The organism is Stenotrophomonas sp. 10L48 (assembly GCF_056395105.1).
Genome location: NZ_JBFTIX010000001.1, coordinates 365,601 through 385,404, shown reverse-complemented (window position 1 = coordinate 385,404; position 19,804 = coordinate 365,601). Strand labels below are relative to the sequence as shown.

The following is a 19,804-nucleotide window of genomic DNA, read 5'->3' as shown; positions in this document are numbered from 1 at the left end:
ATGAGCACTTCCTCCTCGTTCACCGTCGGCATCGTCGGCGCCCGCGGCCATACCGGCGCCGAGCTGATCCGCCTGGTGGCAGCGCATCCGAACCTGCAGCTGGGCTTCGTGTCCTCGCGCGAACTGGCCGGGCAGCGCGTGTCCGACCACTACCCGCAATGGCAGGGCGAACTGCAGTTCGAGAATCTCGACGCCGACGCCGTTGCCGCCAAGGGCGTGGACGCGGTGGTCCTGGCCCTGCCCAACGGCCTGGCCGCGCCGTTCGTGGCGGCGCTGGAAACGGCGAAGCCGGACACGGTGATCGTCGACCTGTCGGCCGACTACCGTTTCGACAACACCTGGTACTACGGCCTGCCAGAGCTTACCCGCAGCCGTTACCGCGGACAGAAGCACATCAGCAATCCCGGCTGCTATGCCACCGCGATGCAGCTGGCGATCCATCCGCTGCTGGATCTGCTGGCTGGCCCGCCGCAGTGCTTCGGCGTGTCCGGCTACTCGGGTGCGGGCACCTCGCCGTCGGACAAGAACAACGTTGAACTGCTGGCCGACAACCTGATGCCGTACGCGCTGACCAACCACGTGCATGAGCGCGAGGTTTCCGTGCAGCTGGGCGTGGCGGTCGAATTCATGCCGCACGTCGCGCCGCATTTCCGTGGCATCACCCTCACCGCCAACCTGTGGTTGAACCGCGTGCAGACCCGCGAGCAGATCGTCGAGCGCTTCCAGCAGGCCTACGCCGGTGAAGCACTCATCGAGGTCGTGGACGAGGCGCCGTGGGTGAGCCGCATCGCTGGCCGCCACGGTGCCCAGGTCGGCGGCTTCACGCTCGCCCCGGGCGGCAAGCGGGTGGTGGTGGTGGCGACCCTGGACAACCTGCTCAAGGGCGCGGCCACCCAGGCCATGCAGAACCTCAATCTTGCGCTGGGCATCGACGAACTGACGTCGATCCCGCACTGAAACCGTACAGGAGCTCCCCATGGCAGACCTTCTTTGGCAGAAGCCAGGCGTCGCTGTCGATGCCCAGATCCAGACCTTCCTCGCCGGCGACGACGTGATCCTCGATCGCGAGTTCTTCCTGCATGACATTGCTGCCAGCGCCGCGCATGCGCAGGGCCTGCAGCACATCGGCATCCTCAGCGCCGACGAACTGGCCGGGTTGCTGCGTGAACTTGAGGTGCTGGCGCAGGACTTCCGCGAAGGCCGCTTCGTGCTGGATACGCAGTATGAGGATGGCCATTCGGCGATCGAGGCACGGTTGACCGAACGCCTGGGTGATGCCGGCCGCAAGATCCACACCGGCCGCAGCCGCAACGACCAGATCCTGGTCGCCACCCGGTTGTGGTTGAAGGAAAAGCTGCAGCGCGTGGCGCAGGTCAGCGCCGAAGTGGCAAAGGTGGCACTTGACCGTGCGCAGGCCGAGCAGCATCTGCCGATTCCCGGTTACACCCACATCCAGCGTGCCGTGGTGTCCTCGGCCGGCATGTGGTGGGCCGGTTGGGCCGAAGCCTTCATCGACAACGCCGTGCGTGCCCGCGATACCAATGCACTGGTCGATGCCAATCCGCTTGGCACCGCCGCCGGTTACGGCGTGAACCTGCCGCTGGATCGCGAGCACACCACCGCCGCGCTCGGCTTTGCGCGCATGCAGATTTCGCCGATCTACGCGCAGCTGTCGCGTGGAAAGTTCGAACTGGCCGCGCTGGAAGCGCTGGGCGGTGCCACCCTGGACCTGCGCCGCATTGCCTGGGACCTGTCGCTGTTCACCAGCGCCGAATTCGGTTTCGTCGCGTTGCCGGCGCAGTACACCACCGGCAGTTCGATCATGCCCAACAAGCGCAATCCGGACGTGATCGAGCTGATGCGCGCGACCCATGCCAGCGTCGCCGCTGCACGCACCGAAATCGAGCAGCTGCTGTCGCTGCCGTCGGGCTACCACCGCGACCTGCAGTCGTCCAAGGGCGCCATCTTCCACGGCTTCGGGCGCGGCCTGGCCGCGCTTGAACTGCTGCCGGCGCTGCTGGCCAACCTGGAATGGCGCGATGACAAGCTGCGTGCAGCGATCGATTCGGGCATGTATGCCACCGATGTCGCGGTGGAAGCTGCGGTAGCGGGCGTACCGTTCCGCGAGGCCTACAAGGCTGCTGCTGCCGGTGCCGACAGTGCAGGGCAGGGGCGCACGCCGGAAGGCAGCCTGGCGGCGCGCGTATCACCGGGTTCGGCGTCGGACCTGCGCCTGGATGAACTGCGCGCGCGCTGGCAGGCGCTGTCCTGATGGCCGGCACCGTCTACCTGGTGCTGGCGATGCGCCTGCCGGGCTTCACCGACGCCGTGGTGCAGCCGCACCGCGACTTCCTCGATGCGTTGCAGGCCGAGGGCCGGCTGCAGCTGACCGGCGGCTTTGCCGACGGCAGTGGTGGCGCCTATGTGCTGTGCAACCTCGACAGCCTCGCGCAGGCGCAGGCCATCGTCGCCACCGATCCGCTGGTGACGATGCAGGCATCGGCGCTGAGCGTCCATGAATGGAATACCCGCTGAGGCGCCCCTGATGACTGTCCACGCCGCCCACGTTGCATCGCCGTTCCCCGAACAAGCGCTGCCGTCGTGGCGGCGCGCCGTGCTCAAGGTCGGCAGCAGCCTGCTGGCCGCCGACGGTGGTGGCCTGTCGCCGCGCCACGCGCTGGGCCTGGCCCAGTTCGTTTCGGCCAACGTGCTGGCCGGGCGCGAGGTCGTCATCGTCTCCTCCGGCGCGGTCGCTGCCGGCCGCGCGATCCTGCCCCGGGCCGATGAACCCGGTGCGGCGATGGCGGCGCGGCAGGCGTTGGCGGCACTGGGCCAGGCGCAGCTGATCGGTCTGTGGCAGCGCTTCTTCGAGCGCCCGGTGGCGCAGGTGCTGCTGACCCATGACGATCTGCGCAACCGCCGCCGCTATCTCAATGCGCGGGCAACCCTCAACGAGCTGCTGCGGCTGGGCGCGCTGCCGGTGGTCAACGAGAACGACACCGTTTCGGTGGATGAGCTCAAGCTCGGTGACAACGACAACCTGGCCGCGACGGTGGCAGCGCTGGTCGATGCTGATGCACTGTTCATCGCCACCGACATCGACGGTCTCTACAGTGCAGATCCGCGCACGCATGCCGATGCCCGGCCACTGCATGAAGTGGCCGAGTTGAACGATGCCGTGCTGGCGATGGCTGGCGGCGCCGGTTCGGTCGCCGGTACCGGCGGCATGCGCACCAAGCTGGAGGCCGCAGCCAAGGCCGGCCGTGTCGGCATTGAAACCTATCTGTTCAATGGCCGCAGCGGCGAGGTGGTGCGCGCGCTGGCGCAGGATCGCCTGTTCGGCACCCGTATCCATGCAGCACGCAGCCGTGAGGCGGCCCGCAAGCACTGGCTGCGCCACGCTCCGCTCGCCGAAGGCGCGATCCTGGTCGATGCCGGCGCCGCCCAGGCGATGCGCGAGAAGGGGGCATCGCTGTTGCCCGGTGGCATCACCGGTGCCGACGGCGCGTTCCGGCGCGGTGACATGGTGCAGGTATGCTGGAACACCGACGCCGGCCGGGTGTGCGTGGCCCGTGGAGTGAGCCAGTACGCCGCCGATGACGTGCGCCGCATTGCCGGCCGCCACACCCGCGACATCCAGACCGTGCTCGGCTACAACTACGGCGGTACCGTCGTCCATCGCGACGATCTGGTGCTGCCATGAACCTACTGCAGGATATGCCGATGAGTGAGATCGAATCGCAGGCCCGTGCCTGCCGCGACGCGGCCCAGGTGGTTGCCGGCCTGGACAGCGATGCGCGCAGGGCACTGCTGCAGGCGATGGCGCAGGCGCTGGAGGTCAATGCCGGACAGATTCTTGCAGGCAATGCACGCGACCTGGCCGCCGCCCGCGAAAAAGGTGTGGGCAGCGCGATGCTCGACCGCCTGGCACTTGACCCGGCGCGCCTGCTGGCGATGGCCGACGCCGTGCGCGAGGTGGCCGGCCTGCCGGACCCGGTCGGGCAGGTGACCCGCGACGACGTGCGTCCGAACGGCATCCGCGTACAGAAGGTGCGCGTGCCGCTGGGAGTGATCGCGATGATCTACGAAGCTCGCCCGAACGTGACCGCCGAAGCCGCCGCGCTGTGCCTGAAGGCGGGCAACGGCGTGATCCTGCGTGGCGGCTCGGAGGCGATCCATTCCAATACCGCCATCGCCCAGGCGTTGGCGGGGGCATTGAAGGCCAACGGCGTGCCCCCTGCCGCTGTGACGGTGCTGACCGACCTGCGTCGCGAAGCAATGCTGGAACTGCTGCAGCTGCACGAACTGATCGACCTGGCCATCCCGCGCGGTGGCGAAGGCCTGATCCGCTTCGTCGCCGAGCACGCACGGGTGCCGGTGATCAAGCACTACAAGGGCGTCTGCCACCTGTTCGTCGATGCCAGTGCCGATCTCGACAAGTCAGTCGATCTGCTGGTGGACGGCAAGTGCAGTCGCCCGTCCGCGTGCAATTCACTGGAAACCCTGCTGGTGCACCGGGGCATTGCCGCAGCGTTCCTGCCGCGTGCTGCACAGGCGCTGGCCGAACGTGGCGTGCAGCTGCGCGCAGACGAGCGCGCGCAGCCATTGCTGCCGGGGAGCACCGCGGCCAGCGAAGACGACTATGCCGCCGAATTCCTTGATCTGGTACTGGCGGTCCGCGTGGTCGACGATCTTGATGCAGCGATCGCGCACATCCGTACCTATACCTCCGACCACACCGAAGTGATCGCCACTGAAGACGTAGCCAGTGCCGAGCGTTTCGTCAGCGCATTGCGCTCGGCGGTGGTGATGGTCAACGCGTCTTCGCGTTTTTCCGATGGTGGCCAGCTTGGCCTCGGCAGCGAGATCGGCATCTCCACCACGCGCCTGCACGCCTATGGCCCGATGGGGCTGGAAGCGCTGACAGTCGAACGGTTCGTGGTGCGCGGCGAAGGCCAGGTCCGAAGGTAGGGTCACAGCCGGGCTGCGCCCGGCACCCGCAGAGGCCGCGGCAACAGCCGAAGCAACCGCAAATGCAACGGCAACGGCAACAGCGGGGTTCCTGCGGGAAGGCGGGGTGGGTCCGGTTGCGGGGGACGCTGCAAGTACGTCCCTGTAAGCTCGGTCGCGCCATCCATGGCGCTCACGCCCCCGCAACCGGACCCACCCCGCCTTCGACAGATCTCCGCAATCTGTCGGGATGGGTGTCGGATTGCGGGGTGTCAGCCGCATGGATGCGGCTGCCAAGCCTACAAGGACGTACTTGCGGCGTCCCCGCAATCCGACACCGCCCCGCCTCCCACGGAATGCCAGCTGTTGCTGTTGCCTTGGCCGCTGCCTCTGCGGGTGCCGGGCGCCGCCCGGCCGAACCCCCGTTACCTCAACAGCTGCGCGGTCATGCCCAGCGGCCGTGCATGCTCATCCATGTGCAGGGTGATGGCCTTGGCACCGAACATCTGTTCGGCAAGCTGATCGCTGGCACCCAGCGAATGGGCGATCTCCGCACGACTTGCGTCCTCGTGCGGGCCGCGCCGTTCCTTGCCGGAGAAGCGGTAGCGGTTGTACTCGGCCCAGGCGATCAGCAGCAGCGCACAGCACGCCAGGATCACCGGCAGGGCGATGATCACGAACGGGTCCAGATGCTGCTTGCGCTCGTACAGCTGCAGCCACGCCAGCTGCCCACCGAGCAACCAGGACACCAGCGTGACCAGCGGTGCCCACAGGTAGAAGTAGAACCCCCAGAATGCCAGGGTCACAAAGCCCCAGGCGGTGCGCTGCAGGCGGGGCTGCTTGAGCGGCTTCTGGATCAGGCGCGAGTCGAAGCGGTTGGACGGCGTCCTGGCAGTCCTCTGGCGATGTGCGTTCATCGGATACCTCTGTCTGGGCTGACCCAGGTGGCTCGCTTGCCACGCCGCCGGAGAAGGGTCTTCGGCAGCGCCACCAGCGTGGTGAACAGGCTGATCAACCAGTACGCCATCGGGTACCAGATGACCCAGAAATAGTTGCGGCCGATATGCGTTTCGTAACGCCTGTCGATGATCAGGCTGCTGGCGAACTGCAGCAGGCAGACCAGGGCCAGGATCACGCCATGCCATTGCGGCAGCAACGTGTCGATGTACAGCGACGGCGGCATCGGGATGAACTTGCCCACTGCCCACAGCAGGATGATCACCAGCATGGTGTAGGCCCACAGCACGCTGAGGATGTATTCCAGCAGCACGCCCCACATCCGCCGCTTGCGCCAGCTGAACAACGAGGAGCCGTGGCGCAACAGGACTTCCACGCCGCCCTGTGCCCAGCGCAGTCGCTGCCGCCACAGGCCCTTCAGCGTTTCCGGCATCAGGATGAAGCACAGCGCATTGGGCTCGTAACGGATGTCCCAATGATCCAGCTGCAGCCGCCAGCTGATGTCGATGTCCTCGGTGACCATGTCATCGGCCCAGTAGCCGATGCGATGCAGGGCGGTGCGACGGAACGCGGCAATGACGCCGGACACGGTGAAGATGCGGCCGTACACGCGTTGGGCGCGCTTGATCATGCCGATGATCGAGGAGAACTCCGCCACCTGCAGGCGGCCGAGCAGGGTGGAGCGGTTGCGGATGCGCGGGTTGCCGGTCACCGCACCCACGCGTGGGCCGCTGGTCAGGTGCCAGACCATCCAGTGCATGGCGAACTCTTCCAGCATGGCATCACCATCGATGCACACCAGGTACTCCGATCTCGCGGCCAGCGCGCCCATGCGCAACGCGTTGGCCTTGCCCAGGTTGCGGTCCAGGTGGACCACGCGCAGGCGCGGATGAAGCTCTGCAAGCGCGTCCAGGCGGGTGCCGGTGTCGTCGGTGCTGCCATCGTTGATGGCGATCACCTCAAAGTCCGGATAGCGCTGGGCCAATGCCGCGCCGAGGGTGTCGTCCAGGTTCGCCGATTCGTTGTGGCACGGGATCAGCAGGCTGGCGAACGGATACTCCGCCATCGGTGGTGGATCGTTGCGCGGCCGCGACTTCCGCTCACGGCGGAAGAAGTAGTACAGGCCCCCGGACATCCAGAAGAACGCCATCACCATGGGGTAGAAGAAGGCGAACTGGAACATGGCGTTGAGCCACGGATTCATGTCCACGTCACTTCTCCGGATACGGGAAGTTGCGCGCGGACATCGCCGCGCGTGCATCCTGGGTCGACGGCTTGTCGGCGATGAAATCGTCCGGGTACCACGCGAAATGGCGCACGCCCTGTGCCTGCAGGCGGCGGATCTGCGCGCGCAGCTGTTCGCCGCTGATCGGCCGCTGCGTGCGCCAGTCCACGGTCTGCAGCTCGAACATCGTGTGCTTCAGCTCGGGGTCGTGCGCACGCACGGCCACCACCAGCTTGTCCAGCCAACGCTGCGGGCGGCGGCTGCCTTCCATCCACGGCATCGCCATCAGCGCGGTACGGTCGTAAGCCTTGTTAAACAGGTCCAGGCGCTGGGCGAACCACGCCGCGCTCTGCGGCTCCAGCACCGGCTGCGCGTACAGGTTGCGCACGGTGCCCAGCTTGGGGCGCCAGCGTTGTGCGCTGTCACGCAGTTCCAGGGTGAAATCAATCAGCGCCTGGGTGCGGCCGCCGTCGCTGCCTTCCTGCGGCAGCTGGGCAAGTTCGGTATCGCGCACGTAGCCGTCATCGTGGAACAGCAGGCCTTCGAAATACGAATTGATCGCCAGGTCTTCGTAGATGTCCTTGATGATCTGTCGTGCCTGCGGCTTGGTGAAATCCAGGCGGTACATGCCATCGCGTTCCGGGCTCTGGATGCCCAGCGCCGCACGCTGCGCAGCGTCGGGCAGTTCATAGCCCAGCACCGGCAACCACGCATACACCTTCACCCCGGCACGGGTTTTCAGCTGCCAGGCGACGCGGTTGAACAGGTCCGCGCGCATCGGCAGGTGGCGGTTCGGGAAGTACAGGGCATCGGCGGTGTTGTTGCCGTCCGGATCGGCGAAGGCCTGCAGGTAGACATGGGTCGGGCCGATCCGCTTCACCCGCTCGATCAGCGCATCCAGGTTGCGCGCCTGCTGTGCAGGGTCGCTGTCGTAGACCGAGTCCATATCGATCTGCAGTGCACGGGTGCCGTCCAGATTGACGTTGCGGCGCAGCTCGAAGGCCAGCGAGGTGATGTTCGGATTGCTGGTCACCAGCAGGCGTGCCAGGCCATGCAGGTCGGCCGTCACCGGCGTGCTGCGACCTTCCAGGTCGAAGGACACCGGCATGCCCAGCTGCTCGGCGATGTCGTTGCTCAACTGGTTGTAGGCGGCATACGGCCAGACGATCGCTTTCGGGCGTACACCCAGCTCCTTCTCGATGCGCTGTACGCTGCGGCCGAGATCGTCGCGCAGGCGCTTCTCGTACTCCTGCGCGCTTTCATAGCGCTGCGCCTTGGGGTCGTAGATGCGGGTGATCACCGCCGGGGTCTGGTTGCCCTGCGGGTTGGACTGCACGCCGTGGTGCAGGTTGTCGGTATGGCTGGCCAGTTCGATCAGGCCGCTGGCCTGCATCTCGCGCAGCTGGTCCCAGGTCAGGAAGTCGTCATGGCCGAAGGGACGGTAGCCGTAGTCGATGGTGCGGCCCGGTGCCATGTCCACGTAGTCGGTGATCACCGCCACCAGCGCCGGATAGTTGTACGCGCGCAGCAGCGGATAGACGCGGCTGTACACGCTGCGCAGGCCGTCGTCGAAGGTCAGCAGCACCGGTCGCGGCGGCAGCGTTGCTTCGCCGCGCGAGGCCTTGATCAGCTGTGACAGCGAGACCGGGTGATAGCCATGCGCGGACAGCCAGTCCAGGTGTGCGGCGAAGTTCTGCGTGCTGACCGCGTAGGCGTCGCCGTCGGATTTTTCCAGCACATCATCGCGCACGTCGTGGTAGCTGAGGACCAGCAGGCCGTTGTCGGCCGCGTCCAGTTCCGCGGCCGAGCTGGCGCGCTGGGCTGCGGCAGGCAGGGCGAGGGCCAGCAGCGCCAGCAGCAGTACGGTCGTCAGGTTGCGAAGCATCCGTTCCATCTCATTCTCCCCAGCGCAGCGCGGCATCGAAGCCGATATGTCGTTCACGTTGGCCGTCGTAGACCGGCCGCGACCAACTCACGCCGTACTCGAGGATCCGCCCTTGATCGAACTGCCATTCGTGGCGATAGGCCACGGTCGGAATGATTGAACTGCCAAAACCTTCCTGCCAGTAGTTGCCCACCGAGACCGTCAGGCGATGGCGGAAGTGGCGCTCGTAATGGCGCCACAGCTGTTGATCGATGCGCAGGCCCACTTCCACCGAGCGATCCCGCGAGGGGTTGAAGTAGGGTGCATCGTCGCGGCTGCCACGGCTGGTGTAGACGCTGCCCACGCCATCGATCAACAGGCGCGGGCGGGTCAACAGCCGTTGTTCGATCGCACTGTTCAGCGTATCGCGGCGGTTGCCATCGTCGTAACGGAACTGGCTGCCACCGAAGCTCCAGTGGGTGCGCTCGTTGCGCGTGTAGTCCACTGCAACCGCAACGCTGTCAGCGGTGATGCCGGCCACGCGTGCCTGCATCGAGGCTTCCGGATCATTGCGGGCAGCGGTCACGCCGGCGTGCCAGCGATCATTGAACTGCCAGCCGAAGCCGCCGCGCAGGCCGGTGTCGCCGATGCTGTCGTTGGGGCGCATCACCGCTGCCTCGGCATCAAGGCGGTCGAACCGGTAGCGCACGCCGGCACCGATCCACAGCGGGTCGATGTCCTGGTCCTGGAAGCTGACCGAACGGCGGTCGGCGAAGGCAAACAGGCGCCAGCGGTCGTTGAGAACCGGCGAGGCCACTTCCACGCCGTAGTGCAGGTCGTCGTTGCCCAGCGGTGAGGTGCCGCCACCGCCGGAACTGCGGCCACCCTCGACCTTGGCCAGCAGCTGCCAGCCGCGATGGGCGCGCCAGTCACGGTCCATGCGTTGCACCGCCGGCTGGCTTGGATAGCGTGCCAGCAGGTCGTCATGCAGCGGCCGCGCCAGGTCGTCGCGTTGCAGCTGCACGTAGGATTCGTACATGCCCAGGCGCGGCGCGATGTCACGCGGGTCCAGCGTATAGGCCATCTGGTGGCGCTCAAGTGCCCGCCGTGGCCAGCCGCGCATCTGGTAGACGCTGCCCAGTGAAGTCTGCAGGCTGCCATTGCCCGGGCCGACCTCGACCAGGGCTTCCAGTTCGCGCTGGGCCGTGGGCAGGTCGCCGCTGTAGGCCCGCACCATCCCCAGGTTCAGGTCGGCCTCGTAACGCGCCCAGTTCTGGAAGGGGGTCTTGCCGCCGCCCCAGCGCCAGGCCGGTTCGTCCTTCTGCCAGGCCTGCAGGTAGCCCACCGCCTTCTCCGCCTGCTCTGTTTCCAGATAGGCATAGGCCAGCTCCGAGCGTGTCTCGAAGCGTGAGGGATCGTTCTTTGCGGCGGCCTCCAGCAAGGGAATGGCCTCCTCCGGGTTCTGGGTGGCCATCAGCGAGTCGCCTACGGCTGGCAGCACGTAATCGGGCAGGGCATGGCCTTCGCGCTGCAGCGCCCGCGCCTCGTCGCGCACCTGCGCGTGACGGGCCAGGCGGTTGAGCAGGATCAGCCGGTCCATGCGGATACGCAGCGGCGCCTGCGCCTGCGTTGTGCCATCGCGCTCGACGTACTGCTCCATTTCCGCCAGCGAAGCCTCGGCCTCGTCCAGCCGGGTGTCTTCGCTTTCCCCGTAGGCCAGGCTCCAGTTGACCAGCTTGGCCACGTAGTTGGCCTCCAGCCGCGCTTTCTGGTCCTGGTCGAACAGGTTGGGCCGGGCCTGGTAAAGCCGCCAGGCGCGATGGGCGTTGCCGATGTCGCCCAGGGTCAGGACCTGCAGCTTGTACAGCAGGTCGTCGTTGGGCTCGCGCAGCTGCGCCCGCTCGATCGCTGCCAGTGCATCGACCCAGCGTGCCTGGTCACGGTAGTGCCCGATCTCGGCGAGCCGGTCGGCGCGCGTGATGACGGTGGGCGGCGAGGCCGCGTGGGCCCAGCACGCCAAAGTGGCGCAGGCCAGGCCGACGCACAGCGCCAGCGGACGATGAACAACCATGAGACCCCCCTAAGCATCCATTGCTGAACGATGTGCTCAAAAGTGTGACGCACATCACATGCCAACTATAGCTGACGCTCTGCCAAAGCGCCTACTTCCTATCCGTACCTTGTTGACGGAGAGTCCTTGGATGACCGGCCAGCCCTGTCGCAACGCGTTGTCGCGCATACACTTTTCTGCCGTCCACTGGAACGGCACGGGACAGCCAGGGGCCGCCCTGTGGGGCGATCCTGCTGGCAAGGCCAGTTCTGGACGCATAACGGGTCAGCTTCGGACACGCTACGTCACCTGCTGCGGCGGCGGTGTGTAGATCGCGGTAGTGGGGTGTGTGGGTCCAGCTTCACGGCGGCGGGCGTCAGCCCGCCGGTCCGGTCACCACAGGTCTTCCAGCTTGCGCGGCTTGCAGGCCACCCACGAGGCGCACAGCATCAGCAGTGCGCAGCCGAACAGGAAGGCGAAGGGCAGGGTCCAGCCCTCGCTGACGGTATGCAGCCAGCCGACCAGGAACGGGCCCAGGCAGCTGAAGCTGTAGCCCACGCCCTGCATGAAGCCGGACAGGGCCGCCGAACCGGTGGGGGTGCGCGTGCGCAGATTGATCAGGGTCAGCGCCAGCGGGAACGTGGACGGCCCGACGCCCAGCAGGCAGGCCCACAGCAACGGCGCCTTCATCGGGGCGAACAGCAGGCCGGCGAAGGCGATGACGAAGGCGGAGAAGCCGATCAGCACCAGCGGGAAGGGATTCTGCAGGCGCACCGCCAGCGATGGGATCACCAGCGATGGCAGCAGGCCCAGTGCCGAAAACACCGCGACCATCACCCCGCCGAAGGCGGGCGTGGCGCCGGCTTCGACCACGATGCGCGGCAGCCAGGTGAACATCGAATAGGTCATCAGCGAGGTCATGCCGAACATCAGCGTCATGCTCCAGCCCAACGAGGTACGCCAGACCTTGCCGTGCGGCTGCGCGGTGGGATCGCTGCTGTCCAGCACCGGCCTGGGCGCACTGCGTGCCAGCAGCATCCATGGCAGGGTCGCAGCCAGCGCCAGCAGCGCCCACATGCCCAGCGACACCCGCCAGCCTGCGGCGTTGGCCACCGGCACCGCCAACAGCGCCGGCATCATCGTGCCCAGCTGCAGCACGCTGATGTACAGCGTGCTCATGGTGCCGACCTTGTTGGCGAAGTAGCGCTTCACCAACGGCGGCACCACCACGTTGCCGATGCCCATGCCCGCCAGTGCGATCACCGAGCCCAGCAGCAGGGTGCCGACATTGCCGGCGCTGGAGCGCAGCAGCAGGCCGGCGGCAGCCATCAGCATCGCCAGCAGGGTGGTGCGCTCAAGGCCCAGGCGTCGTGCCAGCGCCGGGGTGGCGACGCCGAACAGAGCGAACGACGCGGTCGGCAGCATGCCCAGTACGCCGGTCATGGTGGTGCCGAAGCCGAACTGCTGGCCCAGCACGTCCAGCAACGGGGTGATGGAGGTGACGGCGGTACGCAGGTTGACCGCCGCCAGCAGGATCGCGACGAACGCCAGCACGCGCCCGTGCAGCAGTGATGGCGAAGGGGAGGTGGGCGAGGTCATGCGGTGTTCCTTGCAGGTGGCGCACGCCATGCAGAATGGCGTGCAGCGCCCGCACCGGGCGCGGCCGGTGTGGCAGGTGGGGGAGTGGCGGCCATTGTACGTGGCCGGGCCGGGTCGGGTCCCCGGCGGCATGTGCTGATGGCGGCGTAGCCGGGTGTCCCGGATTCCAGGTACAAAAAAACCCGGAGGACACTGATGTCTTCCAGGCTTCTTGGTGACCACCGGAGTGGTCGGGGAGACAGGATTCGAACCTGCGACCTCTACGTCCCGAACGTAGCGCTCTACCAGACTGAGCTACACCCCGAAGGGAGCCGCCTATTCTAGCCATTTCCCCCGATGGCGGCAAGGGGGAAGACCGTTCTGCTTCGCTGCCGTGGCAGCGACTCCTGCGGGAACAAAAAAGCCTGGAAGACTTCACCAGGCTTCAATGCGACCACCGAAGTGGTCGGGGAGACAGGATTCGAACCTGCGACCTCTACGTCCCGAACGTAGCGCTCTACCAGACTGAGCTACACCCCGAAGGAGCCGCCAAGAATACGGTGTGAAGGCCGTATCGGCAACCCTTTTTTACAGTTTCAACGCACTTCCTTGTCGGCGCGGGCGCTTTCGCGCGCTTCGAACCACATCCCGTTGAGGATGGCCACGACCGAAGCCAGGCCGGCGCCGAGAATCCAAGCGAAATACCACATGGTCAATCTCCTGTGTGCGAGGGGTGTGCCGACCCTGGGCCGGCACACGGGCAATCAGTACGCGTTGGGGTTGTCGTCCATGTCCTCGACCGTCGTCTTGCCCTTCAGCACGCGGTACACCCAGGTGGTGTAGGCGAGGATGATCGGCAGGAAGATGGCCGTGGCCAGCAGCATGACCCACAGCGTGAGGTGGCTGGACGAACTGTCCCAGACGGTCAGGCTGGAGGTGGGCTGGCTGGAGGACGGCAGCAGGAACGGGAAGATCGCAAAGCCGACGGTGAGGATGATGCCGGCAATGGACGCGCCCGAGGCGATGAAGGCCAGGCCGCCACGACGCGCGCGCAGCAGCACCGCGCTGGCAAGCGCACCCAGCAGGCCCAGCACCGGGAACACCAGCGTTGCCGGCATGCTGCTGTAGTTGCGCAGCCAGCCACCTGCGGCGGACCCCAGTTCGGCGGTCTTCAGCAGCGGATTGGTCGGCCCGTCGGTCACCACCTGCGAAGTGATCTGGTAGCCCGGCAGGCCGAAGGCCACCCAGGCGCCGGCAGCGGCGAACAGCACGAAGCTGATGATGGCGGCGATGCTGCCATAGCGCGCTGCACGTTCGGCCACCGGGCCGTCGGTCTTCAGCACCAGCATGGCCGCACCGTGCGACACCAGCATGGCCACGCTGATCAGGCCGGCGATGAGCGCGAACGGTGTGAGCAGGCCGAAGAACGAACCGGTGTAGGTCACGCGCAGGGTGTCATCGAAGTGGAACGGCACACCCAGCAGTACGTTGCCCACCGCGACGCCGGCAATCAGGCCCGGCAGCAGGCCACCGACGAACAGCACGCGGTCCCAGTTGTCGCGCCAGCGCTTGGACGGCAGCTTGCTGCGGTACTTGAAGCCGACCGGGCGCAGGATCAACCCGAACAGCATCGCAAACACCGCCAGGTAGAAGCCGGAGAAGCTGACCGCGTACAGCGGCGGCCATGCGGCGAAGATCGCGCCGCCACCCAGCACCAACCAGACCTGGTTGCCTTCCCAGACCGGGCCGACGGTGTTGATCACCAGCCGGCGTTCTTCATCGGTCTTTGCCACGAACGGCAGCAGCGTGCCGACGCCGAGGTCGAAACCATCCATGACGGCCCAGCCGACCAGCAGGATGCCGAGCAGCAGCCACCAGATCACGCGGAGCGTGGTGTAATCAAGTGCAATGAATTCCATCTGGATTCTCCTGCCTCAGGCCTGGCCGGGGGCAACGGCATTGGGGGAAACAGGGCGGATGTCGGCCTGCAGCGTCGGCAGGATGTCGTCCGGGCCCTTGCGGACCGCCTTCAGCATCAGCTTGATTTCGATGATCAGCAGCACCGTGTACAGGCTGGTGAACACCGCCAGCGTGGTCAGGATTTCATGCAGTGCCAGGCCCGATGCCGCGTAGAACGTGGGCAGCACGCCATCCACCGCCCACGGCTGGCGGCCGTACTCGGCCACGAACCAACCGCATTCGATCGCGATCCACGGCGCCGGCAGGCTCCACACGGCCAGCTTCAGGAACCAGCGCTTGTCCTGGAAGTTGTTGCGGCACGAGAAGTAGAAGGCCAGCGCGAAGAAGGCGATCAGGTAGAAGCCCAACCCGGCCATGATGCGGARGGTCCAGAACAGCGGCGCCACGCGCGGTACGGTATCCATCGCGGCCTTGGAGATTTCCTCCGGCGTCGCGTTGAGGATGTCCTCGCGGTAACGCTTCAGCAGCAGGCCATGGCCGAGGTCCTGCCAATGGCGATCGAACATTTCACGCGCTGCAAGATCGGTCTTGTCCTTCTTCACCCGTTCCAGTGCGCCATAGGCGATCTGGCCACCGCGGATGCGGTGCTCCGCACGCTCCACCAGCTCCAGGATGCCCGGAATCGGCTGGTCCAGCGAACGGGTGGCGATCAGGCCCATCAGGTATGGGATCTTGATCGCGTAGTCGTTGGTGTGGGTGTCCTGGTTGGGAATGCCGAAGGCGGTGAAGTCGGCCGGCGCACGCTCGGTCTCCCACATCGCTTCGATCGCCGCCAGCTTCATCTTCTGGTGCTCGCTGGCGGCATAGCCGCTCTCGTCACCCAGCACCACCACCGACAGCGAGGACAGCAGGCCGAAGGCCGCGGCGACCGCGAACGAACGGCGGGCCATGTCCCTGTGCTTGTTGCGCAGCAGGTACAGGGCGCTGATGGACATCACGAAGATCGCACCGGTCACGTAACCGGCACTGACGGTGTGCACGAACTTGGCCTGCGCCACCGGGTTCAGCAGCACCGCGGCGAAGTCGACCACTTCCATGCGCATGGTTTCCGGGTTGAACACCGCACCGGTCGGGTTCTGCATCCAGCCGTTGGCGATCAGGATCCACACCGCCGACAGGTTGGTGCCCAGCGCCATCAGCCAGGTTACGGTGAGGTGCTTGACCGGGCTCAGGCGCTTCCAGCCGAAGAAGAACAGGCCGATGAAGGTCGCTTCCAGGAAGAACGCCATCAGGCCTTCGATGGCCAGCGGCGCACCGAAGATGTCACCCACGTAATGGCTGTAGTACGACCAGTTCATGCCGAACTGGAACTCCATCACCAGGCCGGTGGCCACGCCGATGGCGAAGTTGATGCCGAACAGGGTGCCCCAGAACAGGGTCATCTGCCGCCAGACCTGCTTGCGGGTCATGACGTACACGCTTTCCATGATGGCCACCATGAAGGACAGGCCAAGCGTGAGCGGTACGAATAGGAAGTGGTACATCGCGGTCAGAGCGAATTGCAGCCGCGACAGTTCTACGACTGTCTGATCAATCATGGCCTGGCTACCTCGTTGGATAGTGCCGTTGCAGGTGGCGGGAAGGGTGGTCTACGGGGTGAATGATGTGACCGACTACTTCAAACAGCCTTGATCCAGATCAATGTATGAACAGGTATTCAGGAGGATCGTATGCCAACCCGATGAAGACTGCGACCGCCGGCCGCAGGGGAAGGCTGTTGCCTGCGCCTACAATGCCGTCCATCCCCCTGCTGCCTGTGAAGAGCCTTGAGCGCTGCCGAACCGACCGCTGACGCCCCTGATCGGGATGAAGAATCGACCCGCCTGCGGCGTGTGCGTACCGCCTGGCTGGCCGATCTGGCCCGTGCCGCGAAGGGGCGGCAGCGGCTGGCGTCGCTGTGCATCAGCGTGTCCGGTGCGCTGTTGATCGCTCAAGCTGCCGCCATCGCCTGGCTGGTGCAGCAGGTGCTGGTCGAGCGCGTGCCGCTGGCCCAGGGCCTGCCGGTGCTGGCCGCGTTGGCGGTGATCCTTGTCGTGCGCACCCTGCTGGGCAGTGCCACCCAGGCTGCGGCCGGTGACGTTGCCGATGCCGCACGCCTGTCCCTGCGCGAGCGTGTCTTCGCGCGTCTGCTCGGGCACGGCCCATTGTGGCTTCGGCAGCGCCGTACCGGTGAACTGGGCGAGTTGATGCTGCATCACGGCGATGCGATCGAGAACTACTACAGTGGTTTCCTGCCGGTGCGTACCGAAGTGGTGGTGGTGCCGTTGTTGATCCTGGCTGCTGTGGCCTGGGTCGATTGGGTGGTTGCACTGATCCTGCTGTTCACTGCACCGCTGGTGCCGTTTTTCATGATGCTGGTGGGCTGGGGCGCCGAAGCCGCCGGGCGCGCGCAGCTGGGCGAGCTGGCGCGGATGAGCGGGCACTTCGCCGATCGCATCAAGGGCCTGGGCCTGCTGCGCCTGTATGGCCGTGGGGAAGCCGAACTGGCCGGCATCGAGGCCGCGGCAGAAGGTGTGCGCGTGCGCACGATGAAGGTGCTGCGCATCGCCTTCCTGTCGTCCACCGTGCTGGAATTCTTTGCCTCGGTCAGCGTGGCGATGGTCGCGTTGTATCTGGGCCTGAGCTATCTGGGCCTGATGTCGCTGCATGCGACCGTGCCGACGCTGGGGGCGGGCCTGTTCTGCCTGCTGCTGGCACCGGAGTTCTACGCACCGTTGCGGCGCCTGGCCGCGCACTATCACGACCGCGCCAATGCACTGGCCGCCGCCGCCGAGGTGGAGCGCCTGCTGCAGGCGCTGCCGGAAGAGGAGGCCAGCACAATCGACGGCACTGTGCCGCTGACGCCGGAGCCTGCCGAGGCCGCGTTGCCGCCACTGCAGGCGCACGGTCTGGTATTGCGTCCGTTGGGCGCTGCGCACGATGTGCTGCAGAACCTGGACCTGCAGCTGGAACCGGGCCAGCGTCTGGCCCTGGTCGGCCCCAGTGGCAGCGGCAAGAGCACGTTGCTGGAAGCGCTGGCCGGTTGGCTGCCGCCGCGTGCTGGCCGGGTGCAGTTGCGGCCGGGGCTGCAGGTGGCCTATGCCAGCCAGCGCCCCTATCTGTTCCACGGCACCATCGCCGAGAACCTGCGCCTGGCCGATCCCGGTGCCAGCGACGCGCGCCTGCGCGCCGTTGCCGAAGCCGCCCAGGTGCTGCAGTTCGCACAGCGCCTGCCGCAGGGGCTGGATACGCTGATCGGCGAGCGCGGCTTTGGCCTGTCCGGTGGCGAAGCACGTCGCATCGGCCTGGCGCGCCTGCTGCTGCGCGATCCGCAGGTGCTGCTGCTGGACGAGCCGACCGCGTTTCTCGATGCCGAAACCGAAGCAGCGCTGCTGCGCAGCCTGGCCGCCTATGCGCGCGGACGCAGCGTGGTGGTGGCCACCCACAGCCCGGCGGTGATCGCCTGGGCCGACCGCTGCCTGCTGTTGCCCGAAGGACGCCTGGTTGAGCCGGCGCAGGCGGTACGCGCATGAGCCGCTCTGCCGATTCGCTGCGCACGGTATTCCTGCGTCATCGCCCGCGCCTGCTGCTGGCAGTGCTGCTGCTGTGGACCACGATGCTGGCCGGCACCGCCCTGCTGGGCCTGTCTGGTGGCTTCCTCACTGCTGCAGCGCTGGCCGGTGCAGCGGGCCTTGGCCAGGGCTTCAATTTCTTCACTCCGTCGGCCGGCATCCGCGGCCTGACCATGGCGCGCATCGCATCGCGCTACTTCGAAAAGCTGGTGGGGCATGACGCCACCCTGCGCATCGCCCGCGACCTGCGCGTATGGTTCTTCCGCCGCGCGCTGCCACTGGCTCCGGCACGGTTGGGCGCAACCCGCACCGGCGATCTGCTGGCGCGGCTGCTGGGTGACATCGGCGAAATCGATGGCCTGCTGGTGCGTGCCATCGGCCCGTTGCTGGCGCTGGGCGCGTTGACGTTGGTGGGCGTGGGCTCGGCAGCGTTGATCCTGCCATCGGCAGCGGTGCTGCTGGCGGTACTGGCGTTGCTGATCGGCATTGGCGTGCCGTGGCTGGGCGTGAGGGGCCATGACAGCGAAGAGGCCGACCGCGCCGCACATCGCGCAGCGTTGCGCACGGCGGCATTCGAGGGGCTGGAAGGGGCGGCTGATCTGGCCGCGCTCAACGCTGGCAATGCCTGGCAGTTGAAGGTGCGGGTGGCGGCCAAGCAGGTGGCCTCGCGCGATCGTCGTCGACGCCTGCGGCTGATCGCTGCATCAACGCTGCATGGTGTGCTGGCCGGGCTCGGCCTGGTAGCGATGCTGGCACTGGCGCTGCATGCGGCCGAACAACAGCGCATCGCGCCGGAAATGGCCGCCGGGCTGGTGTTCCTGACCGTGGCGATGATCGAACTGTGGGCGGGCATGGGCCTGGCCTGGCAGTCGCTGCAATCGGGCCGCATTGCGGCCGCGCGCCTGCAGGGCATCGTCGAGCAGGCACCTTCGGTGCAGGAGCCGGTGTCGTCGCAGCCGCTGGCGCCGGCGGCGACCGTGCATTGGGACGATGTGCACTTCCAGTGGCCGGGCGCCGCACGGCCGGTGCTGCGTGGCCTGCAGCTGACGCTGGCACCGGGCGAGCGCATCGCCATCCGTGGCGACAGCGGCAGCGGCAAGACCACCTTGTCGAGCCTGCTGCTGCGGCTGTGGGATCCGCAGCAGGGGCGGCTGACCTACGGTGGCCAGGACCTGCGCGATGTCGCCCAGGCCGACTGGCACCGGCACCTGGCGTGGCTGCCGCAGAACGCGCCGGTGTTTGCCGGCAGCGTGGCCGCGAACCTGCGGCTGGGCGATCCCGAGGCCAGCGACGAAGCGTTGTGGGCGGTGCTGCAACGGGTACGGCTGGGTGAATGGGCCGAGCGCAACGGCGGCCTGCAGGCGTGGGTGGGCGAGAACGGCGCAACGATGTCGGCCGGCCAGGCGCGTCGCCTGGCGCTGGCCCGCGCGCTGCTGCGCAATGCGCCGATCCTGCTGGTGGATGAGCCCACCGAAGGCCTGGACGTGGATACCGCGCGCGCGCTGCTGCAGGACCTGCCAGCACTGCTGGAAGGGCGCAGCCTGCTGATGATCACCCACGATGACCTGCCCGCGGGTGTGGTGGATGTGCAGTACCGGTTGGTGGACGGGGTGCTGGTCCGCGAACCGCTTCGGTAGATGCCGACCTTG

At 66.9% G+C, this 19,804-nt stretch carries 15 protein-coding genes and 2 tRNA genes; 7 read left to right on the top strand and 10 right to left on the bottom strand.

All coding sequences use genetic code 11. From position 1 onward, the window contains the following. The 5 genes from argC to AC1DCU_RS01950 are packed head-to-tail and all read left to right on the top strand — an operon-like array spanning window position 1 to window position 4,971. A complete protein-coding gene (gene argC, locus AC1DCU_RS01970) occupies window positions 1–957 on the top strand; it encodes an N-acetyl-gamma-glutamyl-phosphate reductase (RefSeq protein WP_032978728.1) in 957 nt (318 codons plus the stop codon). A gap of 19 nt (window positions 958–976) precedes the next feature. Further along, window positions 977–2,272: an argininosuccinate lyase gene (gene argH, locus AC1DCU_RS01965; protein ID WP_032978731.1), complete on the top strand. Its 1,296-nt coding sequence runs from the start codon at window positions 977–979 to the stop codon at window positions 2,270–2,272. Next, a complete protein-coding gene (locus AC1DCU_RS01960; protein ID WP_025876435.1) occupies window positions 2,272–2,535 on the top strand; it encodes a YciI family protein in 264 nt (87 codons plus the stop codon). The genes argH and AC1DCU_RS01960 overlap by 1 nt, the downstream gene beginning before the upstream one ends. Window positions 2,536–2,545: 10 nt before the next feature. Then, entirely contained in the window at window positions 2,546–3,703 is a 1,158-nt protein-coding gene (gene proB / locus AC1DCU_RS01955) for a glutamate 5-kinase (protein ID WP_032978734.1), read from the top strand. Continuing rightward, a complete protein-coding gene (locus tag AC1DCU_RS01950; protein WP_032978737.1) occupies window positions 3,700–4,971 on the top strand; it encodes a glutamate-5-semialdehyde dehydrogenase in 1,272 nt (423 codons plus the stop codon). The genes proB and AC1DCU_RS01950 overlap by 4 nt, the downstream gene beginning before the upstream one ends. 404 nt (window positions 4,972–5,375) lie before the next feature. Here the strand turns inward: AC1DCU_RS01950 and pgaD are convergent, their stop codons facing one another. From pgaD to AC1DCU_RS01900, 10 genes are all read right to left on the bottom strand, one after another. Further along, window positions 5,376–5,867, bottom strand: a complete 492-nt coding sequence (gene pgaD, locus AC1DCU_RS01945) for a poly-beta-1,6-N-acetyl-D-glucosamine biosynthesis protein PgaD (RefSeq protein WP_032978740.1) — start codon at window positions 5,865–5,867, stop codon at window positions 5,376–5,378. Beyond that, on the bottom strand, window positions 5,864–7,111 hold the full coding sequence (pgaC, locus tag AC1DCU_RS01940; RefSeq protein WP_425602691.1) for a poly-beta-1,6-N-acetyl-D-glucosamine synthase: 1,248 nt from the start codon (window positions 7,109–7,111) through the stop codon (window positions 5,864–5,866). The genes pgaD and pgaC overlap by 4 nt, the downstream gene beginning before the upstream one ends. Window positions 7,112–7,118: 7 nt before the next feature. After that, window positions 7,119–9,026, bottom strand: a complete 1,908-nt coding sequence (gene pgaB / locus AC1DCU_RS01935) for a poly-beta-1,6-N-acetyl-D-glucosamine N-deacetylase PgaB (RefSeq protein WP_025876446.1) — start codon at window positions 9,024–9,026, stop codon at window positions 7,119–7,121. Window position 9,027: 1 nt separating this feature from the next. Then, on the bottom strand, window positions 9,028–11,067 hold the full coding sequence (pgaA, locus tag AC1DCU_RS01930; protein ID WP_442251536.1) for a poly-beta-1,6 N-acetyl-D-glucosamine export porin PgaA: 2,040 nt from the start codon (window positions 11,065–11,067) through the stop codon (window positions 9,028–9,030). Between the two features lie 372 nt (window positions 11,068–11,439). Next, window positions 11,440–12,645 carry a CynX/NimT family MFS transporter gene (locus tag AC1DCU_RS01925; protein WP_442251537.1) on the bottom strand — a complete coding sequence of 402 codons (1,206 nt, stop codon included), beginning with the start codon at window positions 12,643–12,645 and terminating at the stop codon, window positions 11,440–11,442. Between the two features lie 227 nt (window positions 12,646–12,872). Beyond that, window positions 12,873–12,949 (bottom strand) — tRNA-Pro (locus tag AC1DCU_RS01920). A gap of 138 nt (window positions 12,950–13,087) precedes the next feature. Beyond that, window positions 13,088–13,164, bottom strand: a tRNA-Pro gene (locus AC1DCU_RS01915). Window positions 13,165–13,220: 56 nt separating this feature from the next. Next, entirely contained in the window at window positions 13,221–13,334 is a 114-nt protein-coding gene (gene cydX, locus AC1DCU_RS01910) for a cytochrome bd-I oxidase subunit CydX (protein ID WP_025876452.1), read from the bottom strand. Window positions 13,335–13,388: 54 nt separating this feature from the next. Further along, window positions 13,389–14,543 (bottom strand): cytochrome d ubiquinol oxidase subunit II, encoded by a 1,155-nt coding sequence (gene cydB, locus AC1DCU_RS01905; protein ID WP_025876453.1) that lies wholly within the window; start codon window positions 14,541–14,543, stop codon window positions 13,389–13,391. Window positions 14,544–14,558: 15 nt separating this feature from the next. Next, window positions 14,559–16,142, bottom strand: a complete 1,584-nt coding sequence (locus AC1DCU_RS01900; protein ID WP_478014100.1) for a cytochrome ubiquinol oxidase subunit I — start codon at window positions 16,140–16,142, stop codon at window positions 14,559–14,561. A 228-nt stretch (window positions 16,143–16,370) separates the two neighbouring features. On the opposite strand from AC1DCU_RS01900, the gene cydD reads away from it, so the two are divergent. Together cydD and cydC are read left to right on the top strand one after the other, a co-directional pair. Then, on the top strand, window positions 16,371–18,116 hold the full coding sequence (gene cydD, locus AC1DCU_RS01895) for a thiol reductant ABC exporter subunit CydD (RefSeq protein ID WP_025876457.1): 1,746 nt from the start codon (window positions 16,371–16,373) through the stop codon (window positions 18,114–18,116). Beyond that, entirely contained in the window at window positions 18,113–19,792 is a 1,680-nt protein-coding gene (gene cydC, locus AC1DCU_RS01890) for a thiol reductant ABC exporter subunit CydC (RefSeq protein ID WP_442251538.1), read from the top strand. Before cydD ends, cydC begins: the two co-directional genes overlap by 4 nt. Window positions 19,793–19,804 lie beyond the last annotated feature (12 nt).

What these genes read in the sequence shown, in the direction of transcription:
- pgaA (WP_442251536.1), bottom strand. Translation starts at nt 11,067, where the DNA reads ATGGTTGTTCATCGTCCGCTGGCGCTGTGCGTCGGCCTGGCCTGCGCC.
- pgaD (WP_032978740.1), bottom strand. Translation starts at nt 5,867, where the DNA reads ATGAACGCACATCGCCAGAGGACTGCCAGGACGCCGTCCAACCGCTTC.
- argH (WP_032978731.1), top strand. Translation starts at nt 977, where the DNA reads ATGGCAGACCTTCTTTGGCAGAAGCCAGGCGTCGCTGTCGATGCCCAG.
- cydX (WP_025876452.1), bottom strand. Translation starts at nt 13,334, where the DNA reads ATGTGGTATTTCGCTTGGATTCTCGGCGCCGGCCTGGCTTCGGTCGTG.
- AC1DCU_RS01960 (WP_025876435.1), top strand. Translation starts at nt 2,272, where the DNA reads ATGGCCGGCACCGTCTACCTGGTGCTGGCGATGCGCCTGCCGGGCTTC.
- cydB (WP_025876453.1), bottom strand. Translation starts at nt 14,543, where the DNA reads ATGGAATTCATTGCACTTGATTACACCACGCTCCGCGTGATCTGGTGG.
- pgaC (WP_425602691.1), bottom strand. Translation starts at nt 7,111, where the DNA reads ATGAATCCGTGGCTCAACGCCATGTTCCAGTTCGCCTTCTTCTACCCC.
- AC1DCU_RS01950 (WP_032978737.1), top strand. Translation starts at nt 3,700, where the DNA reads ATGAACCTACTGCAGGATATGCCGATGAGTGAGATCGAATCGCAGGCC.
- argC (WP_032978728.1), top strand. Translation starts at nt 1, where the DNA reads ATGAGCACTTCCTCCTCGTTCACCGTCGGCATCGTCGGCGCCCGCGGC.
- cydC (WP_442251538.1), top strand. Translation starts at nt 18,113, where the DNA reads ATGAGCCGCTCTGCCGATTCGCTGCGCACGGTATTCCTGCGTCATCGC.
- pgaB (WP_025876446.1), bottom strand. Translation starts at nt 9,026, where the DNA reads ATGGAACGGATGCTTCGCAACCTGACGACCGTACTGCTGCTGGCGCTG.
- proB (WP_032978734.1), top strand. Translation starts at nt 2,546, where the DNA reads ATGACTGTCCACGCCGCCCACGTTGCATCGCCGTTCCCCGAACAAGCG.
- AC1DCU_RS01925 (WP_442251537.1), bottom strand. Translation starts at nt 12,645, where the DNA reads ATGACCTCGCCCACCTCCCCTTCGCCATCACTGCTGCACGGGCGCGTG.